Annotated in this window: 18 protein-coding genes; 5 read left to right on the top strand and 13 right to left on the bottom strand. The window is 61.0% G+C overall.

Annotated elements, in window-relative coordinates:
• Positions 1 to 58 precede the first annotated feature (58 nt).
• On the bottom strand, positions 59 to 379 hold the full coding sequence (locus tag LVY71_RS22965) for a hypothetical protein (RefSeq protein WP_235100229.1): 321 nt from the start codon (positions 377 to 379) through the stop codon (positions 59 to 61).
• A gap of 4 nt (positions 380 to 383) precedes the next feature.
• Between LVY71_RS22965 and metG the strand changes: the two genes are divergently transcribed.
• The 3 genes from metG to LVY71_RS12590 are packed head-to-tail and all read left to right on the top strand — an operon-like array spanning position 384 to position 3,597.
• A complete protein-coding gene (gene metG, locus LVY71_RS12600) occupies positions 384 to 2,003 on the top strand; it encodes a methionine--tRNA ligase (RefSeq protein ID WP_235100228.1) in 1,620 nt (539 codons plus the stop codon).
• A 5-nt stretch (positions 2,004 to 2,008) separates the two neighbouring features.
• Positions 2,009 to 2,803 (top strand): TatD family hydrolase, encoded by a 795-nt coding sequence (locus LVY71_RS12595; RefSeq protein WP_235100227.1) that lies wholly within the window; start codon positions 2,009 to 2,011, stop codon positions 2,801 to 2,803.
• Positions 2,800 to 3,597 carry an MBL fold metallo-hydrolase gene (locus LVY71_RS12590; RefSeq protein ID WP_235100226.1) on the top strand — a complete coding sequence of 266 codons (798 nt, stop codon included), beginning with the start codon at positions 2,800 to 2,802 and terminating at the stop codon, positions 3,595 to 3,597. The genes LVY71_RS12595 and LVY71_RS12590 overlap by 4 nt, the downstream gene beginning before the upstream one ends.
• On the opposite strand, the gene LVY71_RS12585 is transcribed toward LVY71_RS12590, so the two are convergent.
• The 5 genes from LVY71_RS12585 to LVY71_RS12565 form a co-directional block, all read right to left on the bottom strand.
• On the bottom strand, positions 3,594 to 5,243 hold the full coding sequence (locus LVY71_RS12585) for an acyl-CoA synthetase (protein WP_235100225.1): 1,650 nt from the start codon (positions 5,241 to 5,243) through the stop codon (positions 3,594 to 3,596). The two genes, LVY71_RS12590 and LVY71_RS12585, sit on opposite strands and share 4 nt — an antisense overlap.
• Before the next feature lie 228 nt (positions 5,244 to 5,471).
• Positions 5,472 to 6,401: a 4-hydroxy-tetrahydrodipicolinate synthase gene (gene dapA, locus LVY71_RS12580; RefSeq protein WP_235100224.1), complete on the bottom strand. Its 930-nt coding sequence runs from the start codon at positions 6,399 to 6,401 to the stop codon at positions 5,472 to 5,474.
• Positions 6,402 to 6,410: 9 nt separating this feature from the next.
• Positions 6,411 to 6,851, bottom strand: a complete 441-nt coding sequence (locus LVY71_RS12575) for a hypothetical protein (RefSeq protein WP_235100223.1) — start codon at positions 6,849 to 6,851, stop codon at positions 6,411 to 6,413.
• 35 nt (positions 6,852 to 6,886) lie between these two features.
• Positions 6,887 to 7,180, bottom strand: coding sequence for a hypothetical protein (locus tag LVY71_RS12570; RefSeq protein WP_235100222.1), 294 nt, complete (start codon positions 7,178 to 7,180; stop codon positions 6,887 to 6,889).
• Positions 7,181 to 7,559: 379 nt separating this feature from the next.
• A complete protein-coding gene (locus tag LVY71_RS12565) occupies positions 7,560 to 9,158 on the bottom strand; it encodes an alpha-amylase family glycosyl hydrolase (RefSeq protein WP_235100221.1) in 1,599 nt (532 codons plus the stop codon).
• 210 nt (positions 9,159 to 9,368) lie between these two features.
• On the opposite strand from LVY71_RS12565, the gene LVY71_RS12560 reads away from it, so the two are divergent.
• On the top strand, positions 9,369 to 9,938 hold the full coding sequence (locus LVY71_RS12560; protein WP_349629888.1) for a thermonuclease family protein: 570 nt from the start codon (positions 9,369 to 9,371) through the stop codon (positions 9,936 to 9,938).
• 15 nt (positions 9,939 to 9,953) lie between these two features.
• Here the strand turns inward: LVY71_RS12560 and LVY71_RS12555 are convergent, their stop codons facing one another.
• Genes LVY71_RS12555 through queC form a run of 3 tightly spaced genes read right to left on the bottom strand, consistent with a single transcriptional unit; the run spans position 9,954 to position 11,506 of the window.
• Positions 9,954 to 10,205: a DUF1272 domain-containing protein gene (locus tag LVY71_RS12555; protein WP_235100220.1), complete on the bottom strand. Its 252-nt coding sequence runs from the start codon at positions 10,203 to 10,205 to the stop codon at positions 9,954 to 9,956.
• Positions 10,206 to 10,226: 21 nt separating this feature from the next.
• The gene (locus LVY71_RS12550; protein WP_502797599.1) at positions 10,227 to 10,778 is read right to left on the bottom strand and encodes a VUT family protein; all 552 of its coding nucleotides are present in this window, start codon (positions 10,776 to 10,778) and stop codon (positions 10,227 to 10,229) included.
• Positions 10,778 to 11,506, bottom strand: coding sequence for a 7-cyano-7-deazaguanine synthase QueC (queC, locus tag LVY71_RS12545; RefSeq protein ID WP_235100218.1), 729 nt, complete (start codon positions 11,504 to 11,506; stop codon positions 10,778 to 10,780). The genes LVY71_RS12550 and queC overlap by 1 nt, the downstream gene beginning before the upstream one ends.
• Before the next feature lie 96 nt (positions 11,507 to 11,602).
• Between queC and mazG the strand changes: the two genes are divergently transcribed.
• Positions 11,603 to 12,418 (top strand): nucleoside triphosphate pyrophosphohydrolase, encoded by an 816-nt coding sequence (gene mazG, locus LVY71_RS12540; protein WP_235100217.1) that lies wholly within the window; start codon positions 11,603 to 11,605, stop codon positions 12,416 to 12,418.
• Between the two features lie 30 nt (positions 12,419 to 12,448).
• On the opposite strand, the gene hflX is transcribed toward mazG, so the two are convergent.
• The 4 genes from hflX to ntrX form a co-directional block, all read right to left on the bottom strand.
• Positions 12,449 to 13,825 (bottom strand): GTPase HflX, encoded by a 1,377-nt coding sequence (gene hflX / locus LVY71_RS12535; protein WP_235100216.1) that lies wholly within the window; start codon positions 13,823 to 13,825, stop codon positions 12,449 to 12,451.
• A gap of 12 nt (positions 13,826 to 13,837) precedes the next feature.
• Positions 13,838 to 14,086 carry an RNA chaperone Hfq gene (gene hfq / locus LVY71_RS12530; RefSeq protein ID WP_006020546.1) on the bottom strand — a complete coding sequence of 83 codons (249 nt, stop codon included), beginning with the start codon at positions 14,084 to 14,086 and terminating at the stop codon, positions 13,838 to 13,840.
• A 170-nt stretch (positions 14,087 to 14,256) separates the two neighbouring features.
• Positions 14,257 to 15,114 (bottom strand): D-amino-acid transaminase, encoded by an 858-nt coding sequence (locus LVY71_RS12525; protein WP_235100215.1) that lies wholly within the window; start codon positions 15,112 to 15,114, stop codon positions 14,257 to 14,259.
• A 4-nt stretch (positions 15,115 to 15,118) separates the two neighbouring features.
• Positions 15,119 to 16,489, bottom strand: a complete 1,371-nt coding sequence (gene ntrX, locus LVY71_RS12520) for a nitrogen assimilation response regulator NtrX (protein ID WP_235100214.1) — start codon at positions 16,487 to 16,489, stop codon at positions 15,119 to 15,121.
• Positions 16,490 to 16,503 lie beyond the last annotated feature (14 nt).

Here is a 16,503-nt window from a genome sequence, read left to right as displayed (position 1 = left end):
CCAGCGGTCTTGCAGCACCCCGTGAGTGATCGCCCGCCCGTCGGGGCCGTTTGGAATTTTAAGGAAGCGTAATGGCCAAAGCCAAGAAAACCGCCGCGAAGAAGAAAAAGAAGGCAGCCAAAAAGGCTGGCAACGCAGCGTCCCGACGCGGGACGGTGTCCTCCAAGAAAAAGGGACGCAAGGCGGCCCAAAAGACCAGCAAAAAATCTTCAAAGAAAGTCGTCAAGAAGACGGTCAAGAAAGTTGCAAAGCGAACTGCTGCAAAGCGTGCAGGCAAGAAGGCCACAGCAAATAAGACCGGCGCCAAGAAGCCTGCTAAAAAACCTGTGACGAAGAACCGTTCTGCGAGAGTCGTCGCGAAGACGGTGGAACCGGCCAAGCCGGTGACAAAAGCACCAGCAAGACCGGCGCCCCCCAAACCGCAGGCTGCTGCGCAGAGTGTCGCGAACGTCTGCTCAAAGAATTCTTTCTACATCACTACCGCGATCGTTTATCCGAACGGCGCGCCGCATATTGGCCACGCCTATGAGGCGATCGCGACCGATGCACTGGCACGCTTCCAGCGCCTCGAAGGCAAAGAGGTGTTCTTTCTGACCGGCACCGACGAGCACGGTCAGAAAATGGTCCAGACCGCGCAGAAGGAGGGCATCCCGACGCTTGAGCTGGCTACGCGAAATGCCGGCCTGCTCCGCAAGCTCGACGAGAAACTGAACGTCTCGTTCAACCGCTTCATTCGTACGACGGAAGAACAGCATCACCGGTCGGTGCAGGAAATCTGGAAGCGGATGGCCGCGAACGGCGACATCTATCTCGACAGCTACGCCGGCTGGTATTCCGTGCGCGACGAAGCGTATTACGCCGAAGATGAAACCGTCGTTGGCGAGGACAACGTGCGCCGCGGTCCGCAGGGCACACCCGTGGAATGGGTAGAGGAAAAGAGCTACTTCTTCAACCTCTCCGCCTATCAGGACAAGCTGCTCGCGCTCTACGAAAGCCAGCCCGATTTCATCGGCCCGGACTCGCGCAAAAATGAAGTCATCAGTTTCGTCAAAGGCGGCCTGAAGGATCTGTCGATTTCGCGCACGACGTTTGACTGGGGCGTCAAGGTGCCGGGTGACGAAGAGCATGTGATGTACGTCTGGGTCGATGCCCTGACGAACTACCTTACCGGCGTCGGCTTTCCGGATGAGAACGACGCGAACTGGAACTACTGGCCGGCGGATGTGCATATCATCGGAAAGGACATCATCCGCTTTCATGCGGTGTACTGGCCTGCCTTCCTGATGTCGGCCGGCATTCCGCTGCCGAAGCGCGTGTTTGCGCACGGCTTCCTGTTCAGCCGTGGCGAGAAAATGTCGAAGTCGGTCGGCAACGTGGTCGATCCGTTCAGTCTTGCGGATACGTACGGCGTTGATCAGCTCCGTTATTTCTTCCTGCGCGAGGTGCCGTTCGGTCAGGACGGTAACTACAACCATGAAGCCATCGTCGCGCGCACCAATGCGGATCTTGCCAATGACCTCGGCAATCTGGCGCAGCGGTCGCTGTCGATGATCGGCAAGCAATATGGCGGCGTGTTGCCTGAGCCGGGCGCATTCAGCGACAATGACAACGCCATTCTCGCGATGGCGGACGGCATGCTTGATCAGGTGCGCGCCGCAATGAGCACGCAGCAGATTCACCATGCGCTGAATGCCATCTGGGCGGTTGTCGCCGAAGCCAACCGATACTTCGCGGGCGAAGCGCCGTGGGCGCTGGCGAAGACCGATCCCGCACGCCAGCAGACGGTGCTGTATGTCACCGCCGAAGTCGTGCGGCAGATCGCGATGCTGGCGCAGCCCGCGATGCCTGATGCGTGCGCGAAGCTGCTCGACATTCTCGGCATCGCACCGGATGCGCGTGACTTCGCGGCACTCGCAACCCGGATCAAAGGCGGCACGCAATTGCCGCCGCCCGCGCCGGTTTTCCCGCGTTATGTCGAACCAAAAGACGACGCGGTGGGTTAAGCGATATGCTTGTTGACAGCCACTGCCACCTCGATTTTCCCGACTTCGCCGACGATCTCGACGGCATTGTCGCGCGCGCCGAGTCGGCTGGCATAGGCCGCATCGTCACGATCTCCACACGTGTGCGGAAACTTGACGGGCTGCTTGCGATAACGTCGCGATTTCCGAATGTCTATTGCTCGGTCGGCACCCATCCTCATAACGCCGAGGAGGAAGATGGCATCACGTCCGACGAACTAATCGCCTTGACGATGCATCCCAAGGTGGTGGCGCTGGGCGAGGCGGGGCTGGACAATTTTTATAGGGATGGCTCGCCGGAGGCGCAGGAGCGGGGCTTTCGCGCCCATATCGCCGCGGCGCGCGCCACCGGATTGCCGCTGGTGATCCACACCCGCGAGGCGGACGAAGCGTGCGGCCGCATTCTCGACGACGAGATGGCGAAAGGTCCATTCAAGGCGGTACTGCATTGTTACACCGGCGGGCGCGAGCTGGCGATGAAGGCTATCGGGCTTGGCCTGTCGATTTCCTTCACCGGCATTCTGACCTTCAAGAACTCGCAATCAATCCGCGACATTGCTGCCGAACTGCCGGCGGACCGCATCATGGTCGAAACCGATGCGCCATATCTCGCGCCGGGAAAATTCCGCGGCAAGCGCAACGAGCCATCCTTCGTGGTCGAGACGGCGAAGGTTCTCGCCGAGACGCGCGGCACGTCGCTCGAAGAGATATCACAACAAACCACTGAGAATTTCTTTCGGCTGTTCGCCAAGGTGCCGCGCCCGGACGCGAAAGCCGCATGACGGTGACGCTTACGATACTGGGATCCGGATCGTCTGCCGGCGTACCGCGGCCTGCGCTGGGCTGGGGCGCATGTGATCCGAACAACCCGAAGAACCGCCGCCGGCGCTGTTCAATGCTCGCCGAGAAGGCGGGGTCGAACGGCATCACGCGCGTGCTGATTGATACCTCGCCCGACCTGCGCGAGCAGTTGATCGACGCCAATGTCGATCATCTCGACGCTGTGTTTCTCACCCACGAACACGCCGACCAGACCCACGGCATCGACGACCTGCGCTCGGTGGTGATGCACCAGCGAAAGCGCATTCCGGTCTATCTCAACAGATCGACAGGCAGGGACATTCTCACGCGCTTTGCTTATTGCTTCGACCAGGCCCCGGGCAGCGATTATCCGGCGATCCTCGAGAAACGTTCAATCGAGGCCAGCGAAACCGAAACCATCAACGGGAAGGGCGGTTCCCTCGCCCTGACGGCCTTCCTGGTTCAGCACGGCAATATTCCGGCGCTCGGCTACCGCATTGGCGATGCCGCCTATACGCCGGATCTTCACGACATTCCCGAGGAAAGCTGGCCCACCCTGGAGAATCTCGATCTATGGATCATCGATGCGCTACGCTATGCGCCGCATCCGAGTCATTTCAACGTGGATGACGCGATGGCCTGGATCGACAAGTTCAAACCGCGCCGCGCGGTGCTGACCAACCTGCATTCCGACCTCGACTACGAGGAGCTGCGCGGCAAGCTGCCGGACGGCGTTGTGCCGGGTTATGACGGCATGCGGTTGACGGTCGCCTAAGCCGAAATCGCCTTTGCGGATCCCGCCTGCTCGCGCAGCGCGAATTTCTGGATCTTGCCGGTGGAGGTTTTCGGGATCGAGCCGAAAATCACCGCCTTCGGCGACTTGAATCCCGGCAGCACGCTTTTGCAGTAGGCAAGGATCTCGGCCTCGGTAGCCGTCGCGCCTTCTTTCAGTTCAACGAAGGCGCAGGGCACCTCGCCCCATTTCGAATCCGGCTTGGCAACCACGGCGGCGAACAGCACAGCCGGGTGCTTGTACAGGACGTCCTCGACCTCGACCGACGAGATATTCTCGCCGCCGGAGATGATGATGTCCTTGGAGCGGTCCTTGATGATGACGTAGCCGTCCTTGTCCAGCACGCCCAGATCACCGGTGTGAAACCAGCCGCCCTCGAAGGCTTCCTTGGTTGCCTTTTCGTTCCTCAGGTAGCCCTTCATCACGATGTTGCCACGGAACATGACCTCACCGATGGTTTCGCCGTCGCGCGGCACTTCCCGCATGGTCTCTGGATCGAGCACCGTGACAGCTTCCTGAAGCGGATAGGGCACACCCTGGCGGCGCTTGAGTTGCGCGCGTTCTTCGGCCGGCAGATCGTCCCAGCCGGGCTGCTCGGCGCAGACGGAGGCGGGGCCATAGACCTCGGTCAGGCCGTAGACGTGGGTGATCTTGATGCCGATGCTCTCCGCGCCCTCAAGCACCGCTACTGGCGGCGCGGCGCCCGCGATCAACCCGACGACCGGCTTGGCCTTCTTGCCCTTTGGGGCCATCGGCGCGTTGACCAGCGTGTTGTAGACGATCGGCGCGCCGCACATATGGGTAACCCCGTGGGCCGCGATCAGCTCGAAAATCTTAGCAGGATCAACCTTTCGCAGGCACACATTAATCCCGGCCGACAGCGCTACCGTCCACGGGAAGCACCAGCCGTTGCAATGGAACATCGGCAGCGTCCAGAGATACACTGGATGCTGGCCGAGATTGCCCGCGAGAATGTTGCTCGTGGCGTTGAGATACGCACCACGGTGATGCGTTACAACGCCCTTGGGATTGCCCGTGGTGCCCGAGGTATAGCCGAGCGCGATGGCGTCCCATTCGTCCTCAGGGTGCACCCAGGCGAAGTCCGGATCGCCCAGCGCGACCGCGTCTTCGTATTCCAGTTCGCCGATCCGCTCGCCACCTGAAAACGCCGCATCGTCTACATCGATCACGAGCGGTTTCGGGCCCTTCATCAGGACCAGCGCGTCGGAAATCACGCCGGTGAATTCAGGATCGACCAGAATGATTTGGGCGCCGCCGTGATCGAGCTGAAATGCGATCGACGTCGCATCCAGCCGGATATTGAGCGCATTGAGCACGCCGCCGGCCATCGGCACAGCAAAATGCAGTTCGTTCATCGCTGGAATGTTCGGCAGCATGGCCGCGACCGTGTCGCCACGACCGATGCCACGTTTGGCGAGATACGACGCGAAACGTTTGCAGCGTTCAGAGGTCTGCGCCCAGGTAAAGCTGCGGCCTTCATAGACGGTGCTGATGTGGTTCGGATAGACCTTGGCACTGCGCGCGAGGAAGCTCAGTGGCGACAGCGGCACGTAGTTGGCAGGGGTCTTGTCCAGACCGATGCTGTACTGTCCCTGACTGCTGCTCATATCCGGACTCCCTGATTTGCCGTTGCTCTCGGCGGCGCCAAGGCGCCGGGCAGGCAATTTGCTACCCGGTTCTACAACGGCTGCCTTCGCGGTCAATCATGGTCAATACGACAGCTTCAGGCGAGCCTGAAGGCTCGCCATGGGTGACGGCCAACTCAAGCCCAAAATTCAGCAACGAATTGAAGATCCCACGGTAATTTCAGCAAAATCTTTCATAGGCATCTGAAACTATAGAACATTTTCTTGAAAACACTCTGCGTCTTTGACGATCCTCAAGGCGGCGGCCACCTCCGGCTTTGCCGAATCGGCAAGTTCGACGAGCGGCAGACGCAGCCGCGGCGACATCAATCCGAGCAGACTCAGGGCATATTTGAGCGGAGCAGGCGTCGAATCCTTCGATAAGGCGGCAGTGAGGCGTCCGACGCGCATCGCCAGCGCTCTGGCGACCTGTAGATCCCCCTCCTTGCAGGATCGATAAAGCTGCTGGCAGATCTCCGGAATGACGTTTGACGTGATCGATATACAGCCGTCCCCGCCATGCACCAGGAAAGCCGGCGCGGCTGTATCGTCGCCCGACAGCAGACGAAACCGGGGTCCTGTCAGAACACGCAGGCGTTGCGGCCGGGCAAGGTCGCCGGTTGCATCCCGGAGGCCAGCGAACTGCGGCGATTCCGCCAGTCGTGCGACGGTATCGTCGGCAAGCTCACGCACCGTGCGGGAAGGGACGTCGTGCAGAATGATCGGCAGCCGGGTGTTGTCTGCAATCGAACGGAAGTGCGCATATATCCCGGCCTGCGTAGGCTTGTTGTAATACGGCGTCACGGACAGCACTGCGTCGGCGCCGTCAGCTTCCGCCCTCCGCGTCAGTTCGATGGCTTCGCTTGTCGAGTTCGATCCCGCACCGGCGATAATCGCTGCACGGCCTCTGGAGGCTCGGACGGCGACGCGAACGAGGGCGGTATGCTCGGCGTGGTCGAGCGTGGAATCCTCGCCGGTGGTTTCACCGACCACCAATGCGGTTGCGCCGGCTGCGATCTGCCGTTCGCAGAGCCGCCGGAACGCTCCGAGATCGACCTCGCCCGCGTCGTCGAAAGGTGTCGGAAGATCAGGAATATAACCCGTCAGCCATGTGGCGGGATGGTGCGTCGAAAAGGTCATGAGATGTCGTCACGCTGCGTTGGCCATGTTGCTGAAATTTCGCCGCCGCGCCGACAGCACGAAACGCTCATGGCATCTCACGCCGGCTTCGATGCGGAAGCCGAGACGTTCCAGATTCTCCCGAACCTTCATGTTGGAACCCTCGCCGCGAAAATCGATCACCACGGCGATCGCAGCCGTGGCACTCAGAAATGGCGAGATTTCGGCCAGAGCTGCTTCGAGGGCCTGTAGCGAATGCTGTCCTGTGACAATGCCGACGGCATATTGTCCATGCGGCACGCACCGGCTCGTTATCGACACGCGCAGGAATCCGTGGTGTCGCAGTTCGAGTTCAGTCGCAGCGCTGTCGCCGCCTGCGACAATGATCCGATGCAGAATGGATGGACGCGTCAGATCGATCATGGTCGCCATGACCTGATCATGGGTCAGGTCGAAATTGAGCTGAAGCATTGCTTTATCCCCGAACGTTGGAGTGAGGCGTAGCGTCATGCGACGCGGCGCAGCCGGAAGCTGTCGTAATCCGAATGGTTTTCTCGCGGTTCCGTAAGGCCGCGTGGAGTAGGGCTGCTGGTCATGTCCAGCTCAAGAGTGCTGGGAGCTGGCACGATCGCTTCAGGATGATGGCCGTTCTCGAAGAGCGCGTATCGGACCGCTTCTGCCCGGTTAATGAAGAGTCCGCCGAACAATCCGTTTTGTTCCTGCGCGACCCAGTTGCCGTGGCTGTTCTTGCCGATGAAAACCAATGACGAGCTACACGACGGAGGTTCTGTCTGTTTCATGATTAAGTGCCTCGAGTGACATCTGCTGTTCCGGGATCGTGCAGCCATCGTGGATGGGAATCGGACGGCCTTGCGCGATCACGGCGCTAATGTCTGGTTGAGCACCGTATGAATTCGAGAGCAGCGCTGGGCCGATCTCATAGGCGCGGCATAAGCGGCGCAGGATGGGCCGGCGGGTATGATGTCGACGGATCAAGGTCGGTATGGCCATCGAAGGCAGAAGTCGCCAAATTTTGCGATTACTTGATGAGGGTCTGGGTCGATCTATTTGAAATCATTTTGAGATAAAATATTCCATAATATACCTTATGCGAATCCAAGATATGTTCAGCATCGTCATTGATGCTGGCTCCCTCGCGTCATTCCGCCTCGTTCTCGATCATTCTTCGGGCGCAATGATGATCCCTTCGGCGTCACGCAGTTCGAGCGTTCCGTCCGTGGCCTCGTCGTGCCGGTCCATGTAAGTCGATAGCATCACGCGGCCGCGCAGGCTGATCGTGACGTCCGTCAACGTGACGGATGTTGCGCCGAGGTTCAGCGCGATGAGCAGCCGTTGGCCTCGATACGCGCGCTCAAACGCCAGCACCTCGCCAGTCACGCTCACGAGCCTGTAGCTCCCCAGCGACAATTCCGGTCGCGTGCGCCGCAAATCGATCAGCGCCCGGTACAGGTTCAACATCGATGTTGCGTTCTGCCGCTTGGCCGCCACGTTGTCCCGGCCGAAATTTGTGTCAAGCGGCAGCCACGGCTCTCCAGTACTGAAGCCGCCGTGCAGCGTGGCATCCCATGGCATCGGGGTCCGGCAGCCGTCTCGGCCGATACCGAATCCGGGCAGGTTTTTCTCGAACGGATCCCTTACCCGATCCGGCAGAATCTCGACCTGCCGCATGCCGATCTCGTCGCCATAATACAGCGTCGGCGTTCCTCTGAGCGTTAGCAACAGCATCGCAGCAACACGAGCCTGATCAGCGCCGATACGGCTGGCGATGCGTCGACGGTCGTGGTTGCCGAGCACCCAGTTCGGCCATGCGCGAGGCGGCAACGCCTTCTCATAGCCGTCGATCAGTTCCGCGATGGCCTGTGCGGCCCACGGCGTCGAGATCAGCGCAAAGTTAAATGGTAAATGCGCGCCGGCAAGGTCGCGGCCGTAATAGGCCACGAGCTTGTCCGGCAGCAGATAGATTTCACCGATCAGTACGCGATCGTCGAACGCGTCGATGACCTGACGCAGTTCGGCCACGACCGTGTGCACCTCAGGCCGATCGGTCGAATACAGTGGGATCAGGCGCTCGTAGGGCTGCCGCCCCGGCTCGAAGTCAGGATTTTCCGGATTGTCCCGCAGCAACTCGTCCTTGATCAGATGCCACATCACATCGACGCGGAAGCCGTCGATGCCGCGCTGCAGCCAGAAGCGCATCACCTCGTGGATCGCGTGGCGCACCTCCGGGTTGCGCCAGTTCAGATCGGGTTGGGAGCGCAGGAATGCGTGGTAGTAGTATTGGCCGGTACGGGCGTCGAATTCCCACGAACTGCCGCCGAACTCCGAGAGCCAGTTGTTCGGCGGAGCGCCCTCGCCGCGGCCATCGCGCCAGATGTACCAGTCACGTTTCGGATTGTCCTTTGAACTGCGGCTCTCGACGAACCACGGATGCTGGTTCGACGTGTGATTGGGAACCAGATCGAGAATGACTTTCAGGCCGCGAGCATGGGCCGCTGTGACCAGCGAATCGAAATCGTTGAGCGTGCCGAACAGCGGATCAATCCCGGTGTAGTCGGAAATGTCGTAGCCGAAATCCTCCATCGGAGACGGAAAGACCGGCGACAGCCACAGCGCATCGACCCCCAGCTCGCACAAATAGGGTAACCGCTGGATGATGCCGCGCAGATCGCCCACGCCGTCGCCGTTCGAGTCCTGAAACGAACGTGGATATATCTGATAGAGGATGCCGGATTGCCACCACGGAATATTCTCACACATGGGCCCACTGATGCCGGATCTAATCTGCCGCATATTTGGCACATAGGCGCAGGCGAAAGTTGTTGGCAAGGTGCGCTTGAACCCCAAGCCGATGACGCCGATAATTCGGTGAATGACTCGCCGTCGTACAGGCGGCTGACACAAAACGTTCACATCACATCTGAACAGCCGGCATTCGTAGATGATCTTTTCGATGCCAGGAACGTCCCGATGACACAGTGGCCACCACAACGCAGACCGCTTCGATACGGTTCGGATACCCGGCGCTGGACCCTTATGGTGATCGTGCTGATAGGCTCGCTTGGTGTCTATGTGGCCGAGCGCTGGATGCGGGTGCCGGATGCGCCGGTCATCGGCAGTGCCTTCGTTGCCGACGGAGATACATTGACGATCGCTGGCACACGAATTCGCTTGATCGACATCGACGCACCCGAACTCGATCAGAACTGCCTCGATGCCCAGGGTCGCGACTGGCCGTGCGGACGGCAGGCGTCGGCGCAGTTGCGAAGCCATATTCGCGGTCGCGACCTGACGTGTCAGCCGAATTCGCGCGACCAGTACGGACGCTCGCTGGCGACCTGTACCCTGCCCGACGGCGCAAACATCAACGCGTGGATGGTTGAGCAAGGCTGGGCGGTGACTTCGGGTCAGGCAAATGTTTACGGAGCGCAGCAGGCGGACGCAAAATCCGCCCGACGCGGATTGTGGACGGGATCGTTTACGCCGCCGCGGCAATGGCGGCAACAGCATCCGCGCGTGGGCGACAACCGTAAGGACTGACTTGCCGTACTTTTGTCAGCCGGCTTTCGCCTGACATGGCTGTTCGCGCAAATGCCGCTCGGTTGAAGCCGGATATTTTCGCAGCATGACCGCCGGACGAATTGGGCGTGGCACGAAGTTGCCGCAGCAGTTCGGGCACATACCGCTGAAGACTGTGTCGGCGCAGGTCGCGCAGAAAGTACATTCGAAGGTGCAGATCATCGCCTCACGGCTGTCGGGCGGCAGATTCTTGTCGCAGCATTCGCAGTTGGGCTTGAGCTTCAACATTGGCACCTCCTCCACTGCGACTCAAATGCCAAGGCGCACGTCGCGATTGCGCAGCCAGTCGATCGCCGGCAGCGTCAGCACGACCATAACAGCCTTGCCCACGATTTGGCCCGCCAGAAATTCGAGGCTGCCGAAAGCGAGCCACAGGAACAGCAGCGAGTCGGCCACAAGCCCCACGAAGCTGCTTGCTGCCACGGCCACAACGAGGCCGCGTTTCTGCAACGGCGTGTAAACCGCGAAGTCAGCCAGTTCGGACAACAGAAACGCTACGGCGGATGCGACCACCAGCGGCGCGGGTGCCAGTGCCGCCGAGATCGCGGTCCCTGCTCCGATCGCTACTAATCCGTAAGCGACGCCGAGCCGCCGCTGCACCAAATCGCGCAGCACCAGCGCAAGGCCTGCCATCAGCACACCGCTTGGAGCCATCAGGCCCGGCGCAACGGGGATGAGACAAGGGCCGTCGGGCGGGCAGATCGTGCCAACGTACTGGATCAGCCAGTTGGCGATCGGAATGCAGGCGATGTAAGCCGCCAGAAACAGCAAACCTTCCGCACGGCGGCGCTGTGCAGGCATCATTGCGCGTTAATGTCGGCCTGAGCGGCGTAGGCAGCCCAGCCCTTGGCGCGCAGGCCGCACGCCGGACATTCGCCGCAGCCGTAGCCCCACACGTGGCGCGCGCCCCGCTCGCCCAGGTAGCAGGTGTGGGAGTGCTCGATGATCAGATCGACGAGACCTCTGCCGCCGAGTTCTTCCGCCAGCCGCCAGGTATTGGCCTTGTCAAGCCACATCAACGGTGTGTGCAGTTCGAACGGACGCGCCATGCCGAGATTAAGAGCGACGTTGAGCGCCTTGATGGTCTCGTCGCGACAGTCGGGATAGCCGGAGAAATCTGTCTCGCACATGCCGCCGACGATGTGGGTGAGGCCGCGCCGATACGCGAGGGCCGCGGCGAAGGTGAGAAACACCAGATTGCGCCCGGGCACGAAAGTATTTGGCAAGCCGCCCTCGCCCATTTCAATCGCGGTATCGCGGGTCAGCGCCGTCTCGGAAATCACGCCGAGGGTCGGAATATCCAGTGTGTGGCTGTCGCCGAGCTTAGCTGCCCAGTCCGGCCGCAGCTCCGTCATGCTGCCGATCAGTTTGGCCCGGCTTTCGAGTTCGATGGCATGGCGCTGGCCGTAAGAAAATCCGATGGTTTCCACGCGGTCGAACCGCGACAACGCCCAAGCGAGGCATGTCGCGGAATCCTGCCCGCCGGAGAACAGCACCAAGGCTGCGTTGTTCTGGTCTAACTCGCTCATGGGACTGCACTTAGCACCCGGACACCGCGCCGCCAATTGTCTACGGGCTGCCATTGCGGCATAGAGGGCAGAACCTGCTCAAGCCTGCGGTGTGCCATGCCCCCCTCCCAAGATATTTCCCGACTGCTCGAGATCATGGCGGCGCTGCGCACGCCGAAGACCGGCTGTCCGTGGGACTTGGAGCAAACGTTTGCGACCATTGCGCCCTACACCATCGAGGAGGCCTATGAGGTTGCCGATGCGATCGCGCGTGGCGATCTCGACGACCTTAAGGAGGAACTCGGCGATCTGCTGCTGCAGGTGGTGTTCCATGCACGTATGGCCGAGGAACAGGGTGCGTTCGAGTTCGGCGACGTGGTCAATGCGATCAGCACTAAGATGATCCGGCGGCACCCACACGTCTTTGGCGACCGGGCCGGACAGCTCACGCCCGACGAGGTCAAAGGCTTGTGGGGGCGCATTAAGGCCGAAGAAAAAGCCGAGCGTGCGGCGCGGCGCGGCGAAGCACCTGACGAAAAGCCAAGCCTGCTGGCAAGCGTGAAGAAGAGCCAGCCGGCTTTGGCGCGCGCGATGGATTTGCAGCGCACGGCATCGACCGTCGGATTCGACTGGAACGATCCGCGTGCGGTGTTGGCGAAAATCCGCGAGGAAGCTGACGAGATCGAAGCGGCGCTGGATCACGGCGATGCCTCTCATGTCGCGGAAGAAACCGGTGACCTGCTGTTCGCGGTGGTCAATCTGGCGCGCCATGCCAAGGCCGATCCGGAAATGGCGCTGCGCGCAACAAATGCCAAATTCGAGCGGCGCTTCGCTTATATCGAACGCGCTCTTGCTGCGCGCGGTTCATCGCTGGAGAAGGCAACACTCGCCGAAATGGATGCGCTCTGGAACGAGGCGAAGACGGAAGGGTAGTTACGTGCGCGGGATCGCTACCGCGCCTCGTCAATGCGTACTTGGTACTGCACCGAATTTGGCGATGGTGATGTCGCGCTTGGTCTCGTCGACGCGCACGGTCATGGCGTACCGTCCGTTCTCCATGTGTTTGTCTAGCACCTCCGCGTTGCGGTGCAGCCAACTGATTCCGGCCCCGTCGGAGGCATCGATGGACAGGTCGAGCGTCACCCGCGTTGCGGCAAGACGATCTTCGATCGCGGCAAGCAGGGCGTCGATGCCCTCTCCGGTTTCGGCGGATACTGGAAAGCATGGCCGCTCCAACGGCCGCCGTGCGGCGATGTTGGCAAGATTGGCGCGGCCCTCCGCATCGAAGCGATCGATCTTGTTCCAGACCTCGATGATGCGCTGACCGCCGTCAGGATCAATGCCCAGTTGCCGCAGCACACCTTCGACGTCGTGCTGCTGGGCTTCGGCATCCTCATGCGAAATATCGCGAACGTGGAGGATGACGTCTGCCTCGATGACTTCTTCCAGCGTGGCGCGGAATGCCGCGACCAGCATGGTCGGCAAGTCCGAGATGAATCCCACAGTGTCCGACAGCATCGCCTTGCCGCCATGGGGCAGCGTCAGCGCGCGGAGTGTCGGATCGAGGGTCGCGAACAGCATGTCGGCGGCTTGCACCTCGGCGCGCGTCAGCCGGTTGAACAGCGTGGACTTGCCGGCATTGGTGTAGCCTACCAGTGCGACGACGCGGTATGGCACCCGCTGGCGCCCTGCCCGGTGCAGCCGGCGCGTCGCCTGCACCTTCTTGAGTTCGGCTTCGATCTTGGAAATGCGATCGCCGATCAGCCGGCGGTCCGCCTCAATCTGAGTTTCGCCAGGGCCGCCCATGAAGCCAAAACCGCCGCGCTGGCGTTCGAGATGCGTCCACGACCGAACCAGACGGCTGCGTTGGTAGTTCAGGTGTGCGAGTTCGACCTGCAAGGTGCCTTCGCGGGTCTTCGCGCGGCGGCCAAAGATTTCCAGAATGAGGCCGGTGCGGTCGAGTACCTTCGCGTTCCATTCCTTTTCGAGATTGCGCTGCTGGACCGGCGATAATGCGCAATCCATAACAACCAGATCGACATCGTTGGCCTTGATGAGACCGAGCATCTCTTCGACCTTGCCCTTGCCGAGATAGGTCGCTGGCCGGATTTCGCTCAGGGGTGCAACGATGGCTTGGGCCACGGTGAGATCGATTGCGCGCGCAAGACCGGCGGCTTCTTCAAGCCGCGCATCCGGATCGCGAACCCCATTGTTACCCGTCGGCGCGTCGGGGTCGCCCCGTCGCACTCGTTTGTACGGGCCGATGACCAGCACCCGCCCTGTGTCGCCCCGCGCCGATCCTGGACGATCGACGCCCCCGTCGAAGTTTCGGGGTTCCAAATCAGTTCAATCTCAAGCTGGCGCGTCCTCGCCGCCTTCGAACAACTGGATGGGAGCGCCCGGCATGATGGTCGAGATCGCATGCTTGTAGACAAGCTGCGAATGACCGTCCCGCCGGAGCAGCAGGCAGAAATTGTCAAACCAGGTGACAATGCCCTGCAACTTCACTCCATTGACCAGAAAGATCGTCAGAGGCGTTTTGGTTTTGCGAACGTGATTGAGGAAAGTGTCTTGTAGATTCTGTGCGCGGTCTGCCGCCATTTTCTTATCCCGCAGTCTTGTTTTTGGGCCAAGCCTGCCCTCTTCGGGGCGTGGTTCGGCTGCCGGCGTCCCTGAGATCCCCCTCCGGGTGCTGCACCGCGATTAAAGGACAGGCCCGAATGTTAGGCAAGACCGGTTGCGTCGGACGGGCCGCCAAACGGCGGCAAAACTTAGGAAAAATCCGAAAAACGGTGAAATTCTTCACGCAAACGCATGGAAATGGCTCCCGGCTTGCCGTCGCCGATGGGGCGGCCGTCGATCCGGACCACGGGCATGACGATCTGGCTGGATGCCGTCACGAAGGCCTCGGCGGCCTCATAGGCCTCCTGCGGTGTGAAGGGACGTTCCTCGAACTTGATTTGGAGCGCGGACATCACATTCGTCAGCACCGCGCGGGTGACGCCCGCAAGGATGCCGCTCTTCGCCGATCGGGTGATGACCTTGCCGTCCCTGGTGACGATCCACGCATTGCTCGACGCGCCTTCCGTGACGTGGCCTTCACCATCAACGAACCATGCCTCGTAGGCGTCGTTCTCTCGGGCCTGCTGCTTCGCCAGCACATTCGGCAACAGCGATACCGATTTGATATCGACGCGTGGCCAGCGATTTTCGGGAATGGTGATGACGCCGATGCCGCGCGCAGCGGTATCTTGATTCTTCCGGAAATTGAGGCCGCGGGCCGTTACAACAATGGCAGGTTTCACCGGCTTGACCGGAAACGCATGGTCGCGCCGCGCCACGCCACGCGTCACTTGCAGATAGACGATACCGTAGGCGACGCGATTGCGCCGCACCGTTTCGTGAATCACGACTTCCAGCGCCGGCAACGGCATTGGCATATCGATGCGCAACTCGCGCAGCGAGCGTTGCAACCGCGTCATGTGCCGCGGCAGATCGACGACCTTGCCGCCGCGGATCTCGCAGACCTCGTAAACGCCATCGGAAAATTGATAGCCACGGTCCTCGATATTCACGCTGGCGTCGCGCATGTCGCGGTACTGGCCGTTCACATAGGCAATGCGGGACATTTAACTACCCCACGCCCAGCGCCTTGAGCTTGCGATGCAGCGCCGAGCGCTCCATGCCGACAAACTCCGCCGTGCGCGAGATGTTGCCGGAAAAGCGGCTGATCTGCGCGATCAGATAGTCGCGCTCGAACACCTCGCGAGCTTCGCGCAGCGGCAGGCCCATGATGTGCTCGCCGTTGTTACCCGTCGGCATCGCAGGAATCATCGAGCCGACGTCCTGCGGCAGCATGTCCGCTGTAATGGCGGCCTCAGCATCGCCGCCCGCAAGGATCATCACGCGCTCGACATTGTTGCGCAACTGGCGGACGTTGCCCGGCCAGACATGCGATTGCAGCACTGCCATCGCGTCTTCGCCTATCCGCCGTTTCGGCAGGCCGGTCGCTGATGAAATCTGATCCATGAAATATTCGACCAGTTCGGGAATATCCTCACGCCGCTCCGACAGCGGCGGAACGCGGATCGGAACGACCGACAGTCGATGATAAAGGTCCTCGCGGAATTTTCCCTCCGCGATCTCGGCTTCCAGATTGCGCGCTGTCGACGAAACGATGCGCACGTCCACGCTGACCTTGGTGGTGCCGCCTGCGCGCTGGAAAGTCTGGTCCACCAGCACCCGCAAAATCCGGTTCTGGGTTTCGCGCGGCATGTCGGCGATCTCGTCGATGAACAATGTACCGCCGTGCGCCTCTTCGAGAGCGCCCGGTTTGCGGCCGGTTTCACCGTCGGACAATTCGACGCCGAACAGTTCGACTTCCATCCGCTCCGGGGTGATCGCCGCAGCGTTGATGACGACGAAAGGTCCCTCCGCGCGGCTCGACATCGCATGCAGCGTGCGCGCCGCTAGCTCCTTGCCACCGCCCGACGGGCCGACGATCATGATGCGACTGTTGGCCTTGGCCGCCCGATCAATGGTCTGGCGCAACTGGTTCATGCAGGGTGATCGGCCGATGAGCGTGCCGGACGATGGCGCATGCTGTTTGAGTTCGCGGACTTCGCGTTTGAGGCGCGATGTTTCCAGTGCGCGGTTCGCCACCAGGATCAGGCGGTCGGCCTTGAACGGCTTTTCAATAAAATCATATGCGCCGCGCTTGATCGCAGCGACCGCTGTCTCGATGTTGCCGTGGCCCGAAATCATCACCACGGGCACTTCGGGGTGTTCGCGCTTGATCTGCTCGAGCAGTTGCAGGCCGTCCAGCTTGCTGCCTTGCAGCCAGATATCGAGGAAAATCAAGTTCGGTCGGCGACTGGAAATCTCAGCGAGCGCGGTGTCGCTGTCGCGCGCCGTGCGCGTCTTGAAACCCTCATCGTCGAGAATGCCCGCGACGAGGTCCCGAATGTCAGCTTCGTCATCGACGATCAAAATATCATTCGCCATGAATCACGCCCGCT

Source organism: Bradyrhizobium sp. G127, assembly GCF_021502575.1.
Classification (GTDB): domain Bacteria; phylum Pseudomonadota; class Alphaproteobacteria; order Rhizobiales; family Xanthobacteraceae; genus Afipia.
This window is presented reverse-complemented; position numbering and strand designations above follow the sequence as displayed.

Excerpts from the sequence above, each read along its gene's own strand:
- LVY71_RS12595 (WP_235100227.1), top strand. The coding sequence starts at position 2,009 with ATGCTTGTTGACAGCCACTGCCACCTCGATTTTCCCGACTTCGCCGAC.
- LVY71_RS12590 (WP_235100226.1), top strand. The coding sequence starts at position 2,800 with ATGACGGTGACGCTTACGATACTGGGATCCGGATCGTCTGCCGGCGTA.
- LVY71_RS12585 (WP_235100225.1), bottom strand. The coding sequence starts at position 5,243 with ATGAGCAGCAGTCAGGGACAGTACAGCATCGGTCTGGACAAGACCCCT.
- dapA (WP_235100224.1), bottom strand. The coding sequence starts at position 6,401 with ATGACCTTTTCGACGCACCATCCCGCCACATGGCTGACGGGTTATATT.
- LVY71_RS12575 (WP_235100223.1), bottom strand. The coding sequence starts at position 6,851 with ATGCTTCAGCTCAATTTCGACCTGACCCATGATCAGGTCATGGCGACC.
- LVY71_RS12570 (WP_235100222.1), bottom strand. The coding sequence starts at position 7,180 with ATGAAACAGACAGAACCTCCGTCGTGTAGCTCGTCATTGGTTTTCATC.
- LVY71_RS12565 (WP_235100221.1), bottom strand. The coding sequence starts at position 9,158 with ATGTGTGAGAATATTCCGTGGTGGCAATCCGGCATCCTCTATCAGATA.
- LVY71_RS12560 (WP_349629888.1), top strand. The coding sequence starts at position 9,369 with ATGACACAGTGGCCACCACAACGCAGACCGCTTCGATACGGTTCGGAT.
- LVY71_RS12555 (WP_235100220.1), bottom strand. The coding sequence starts at position 10,205 with ATGTTGAAGCTCAAGCCCAACTGCGAATGCTGCGACAAGAATCTGCCG.
- LVY71_RS12550 (WP_502797599.1), bottom strand. The coding sequence starts at position 10,778 with ATGCCTGCACAGCGCCGCCGTGCGGAAGGTTTGCTGTTTCTGGCGGCT.
- queC (WP_235100218.1), bottom strand. The coding sequence starts at position 11,506 with ATGAGCGAGTTAGACCAGAACAACGCAGCCTTGGTGCTGTTCTCCGGC.
- mazG (WP_235100217.1), top strand. The coding sequence starts at position 11,603 with ATGCCCCCCTCCCAAGATATTTCCCGACTGCTCGAGATCATGGCGGCG.
- hfq (WP_006020546.1), bottom strand. The coding sequence starts at position 14,086 with ATGGCGGCAGACCGCGCACAGAATCTACAAGACACTTTCCTCAATCAC.
- LVY71_RS12525 (WP_235100215.1), bottom strand. The coding sequence starts at position 15,114 with ATGTCCCGCATTGCCTATGTGAACGGCCAGTACCGCGACATGCGCGAC.
- ntrX (WP_235100214.1), bottom strand. The coding sequence starts at position 16,489 with ATGGCGAATGATATTTTGATCGTCGATGACGAAGCTGACATTCGGGAC.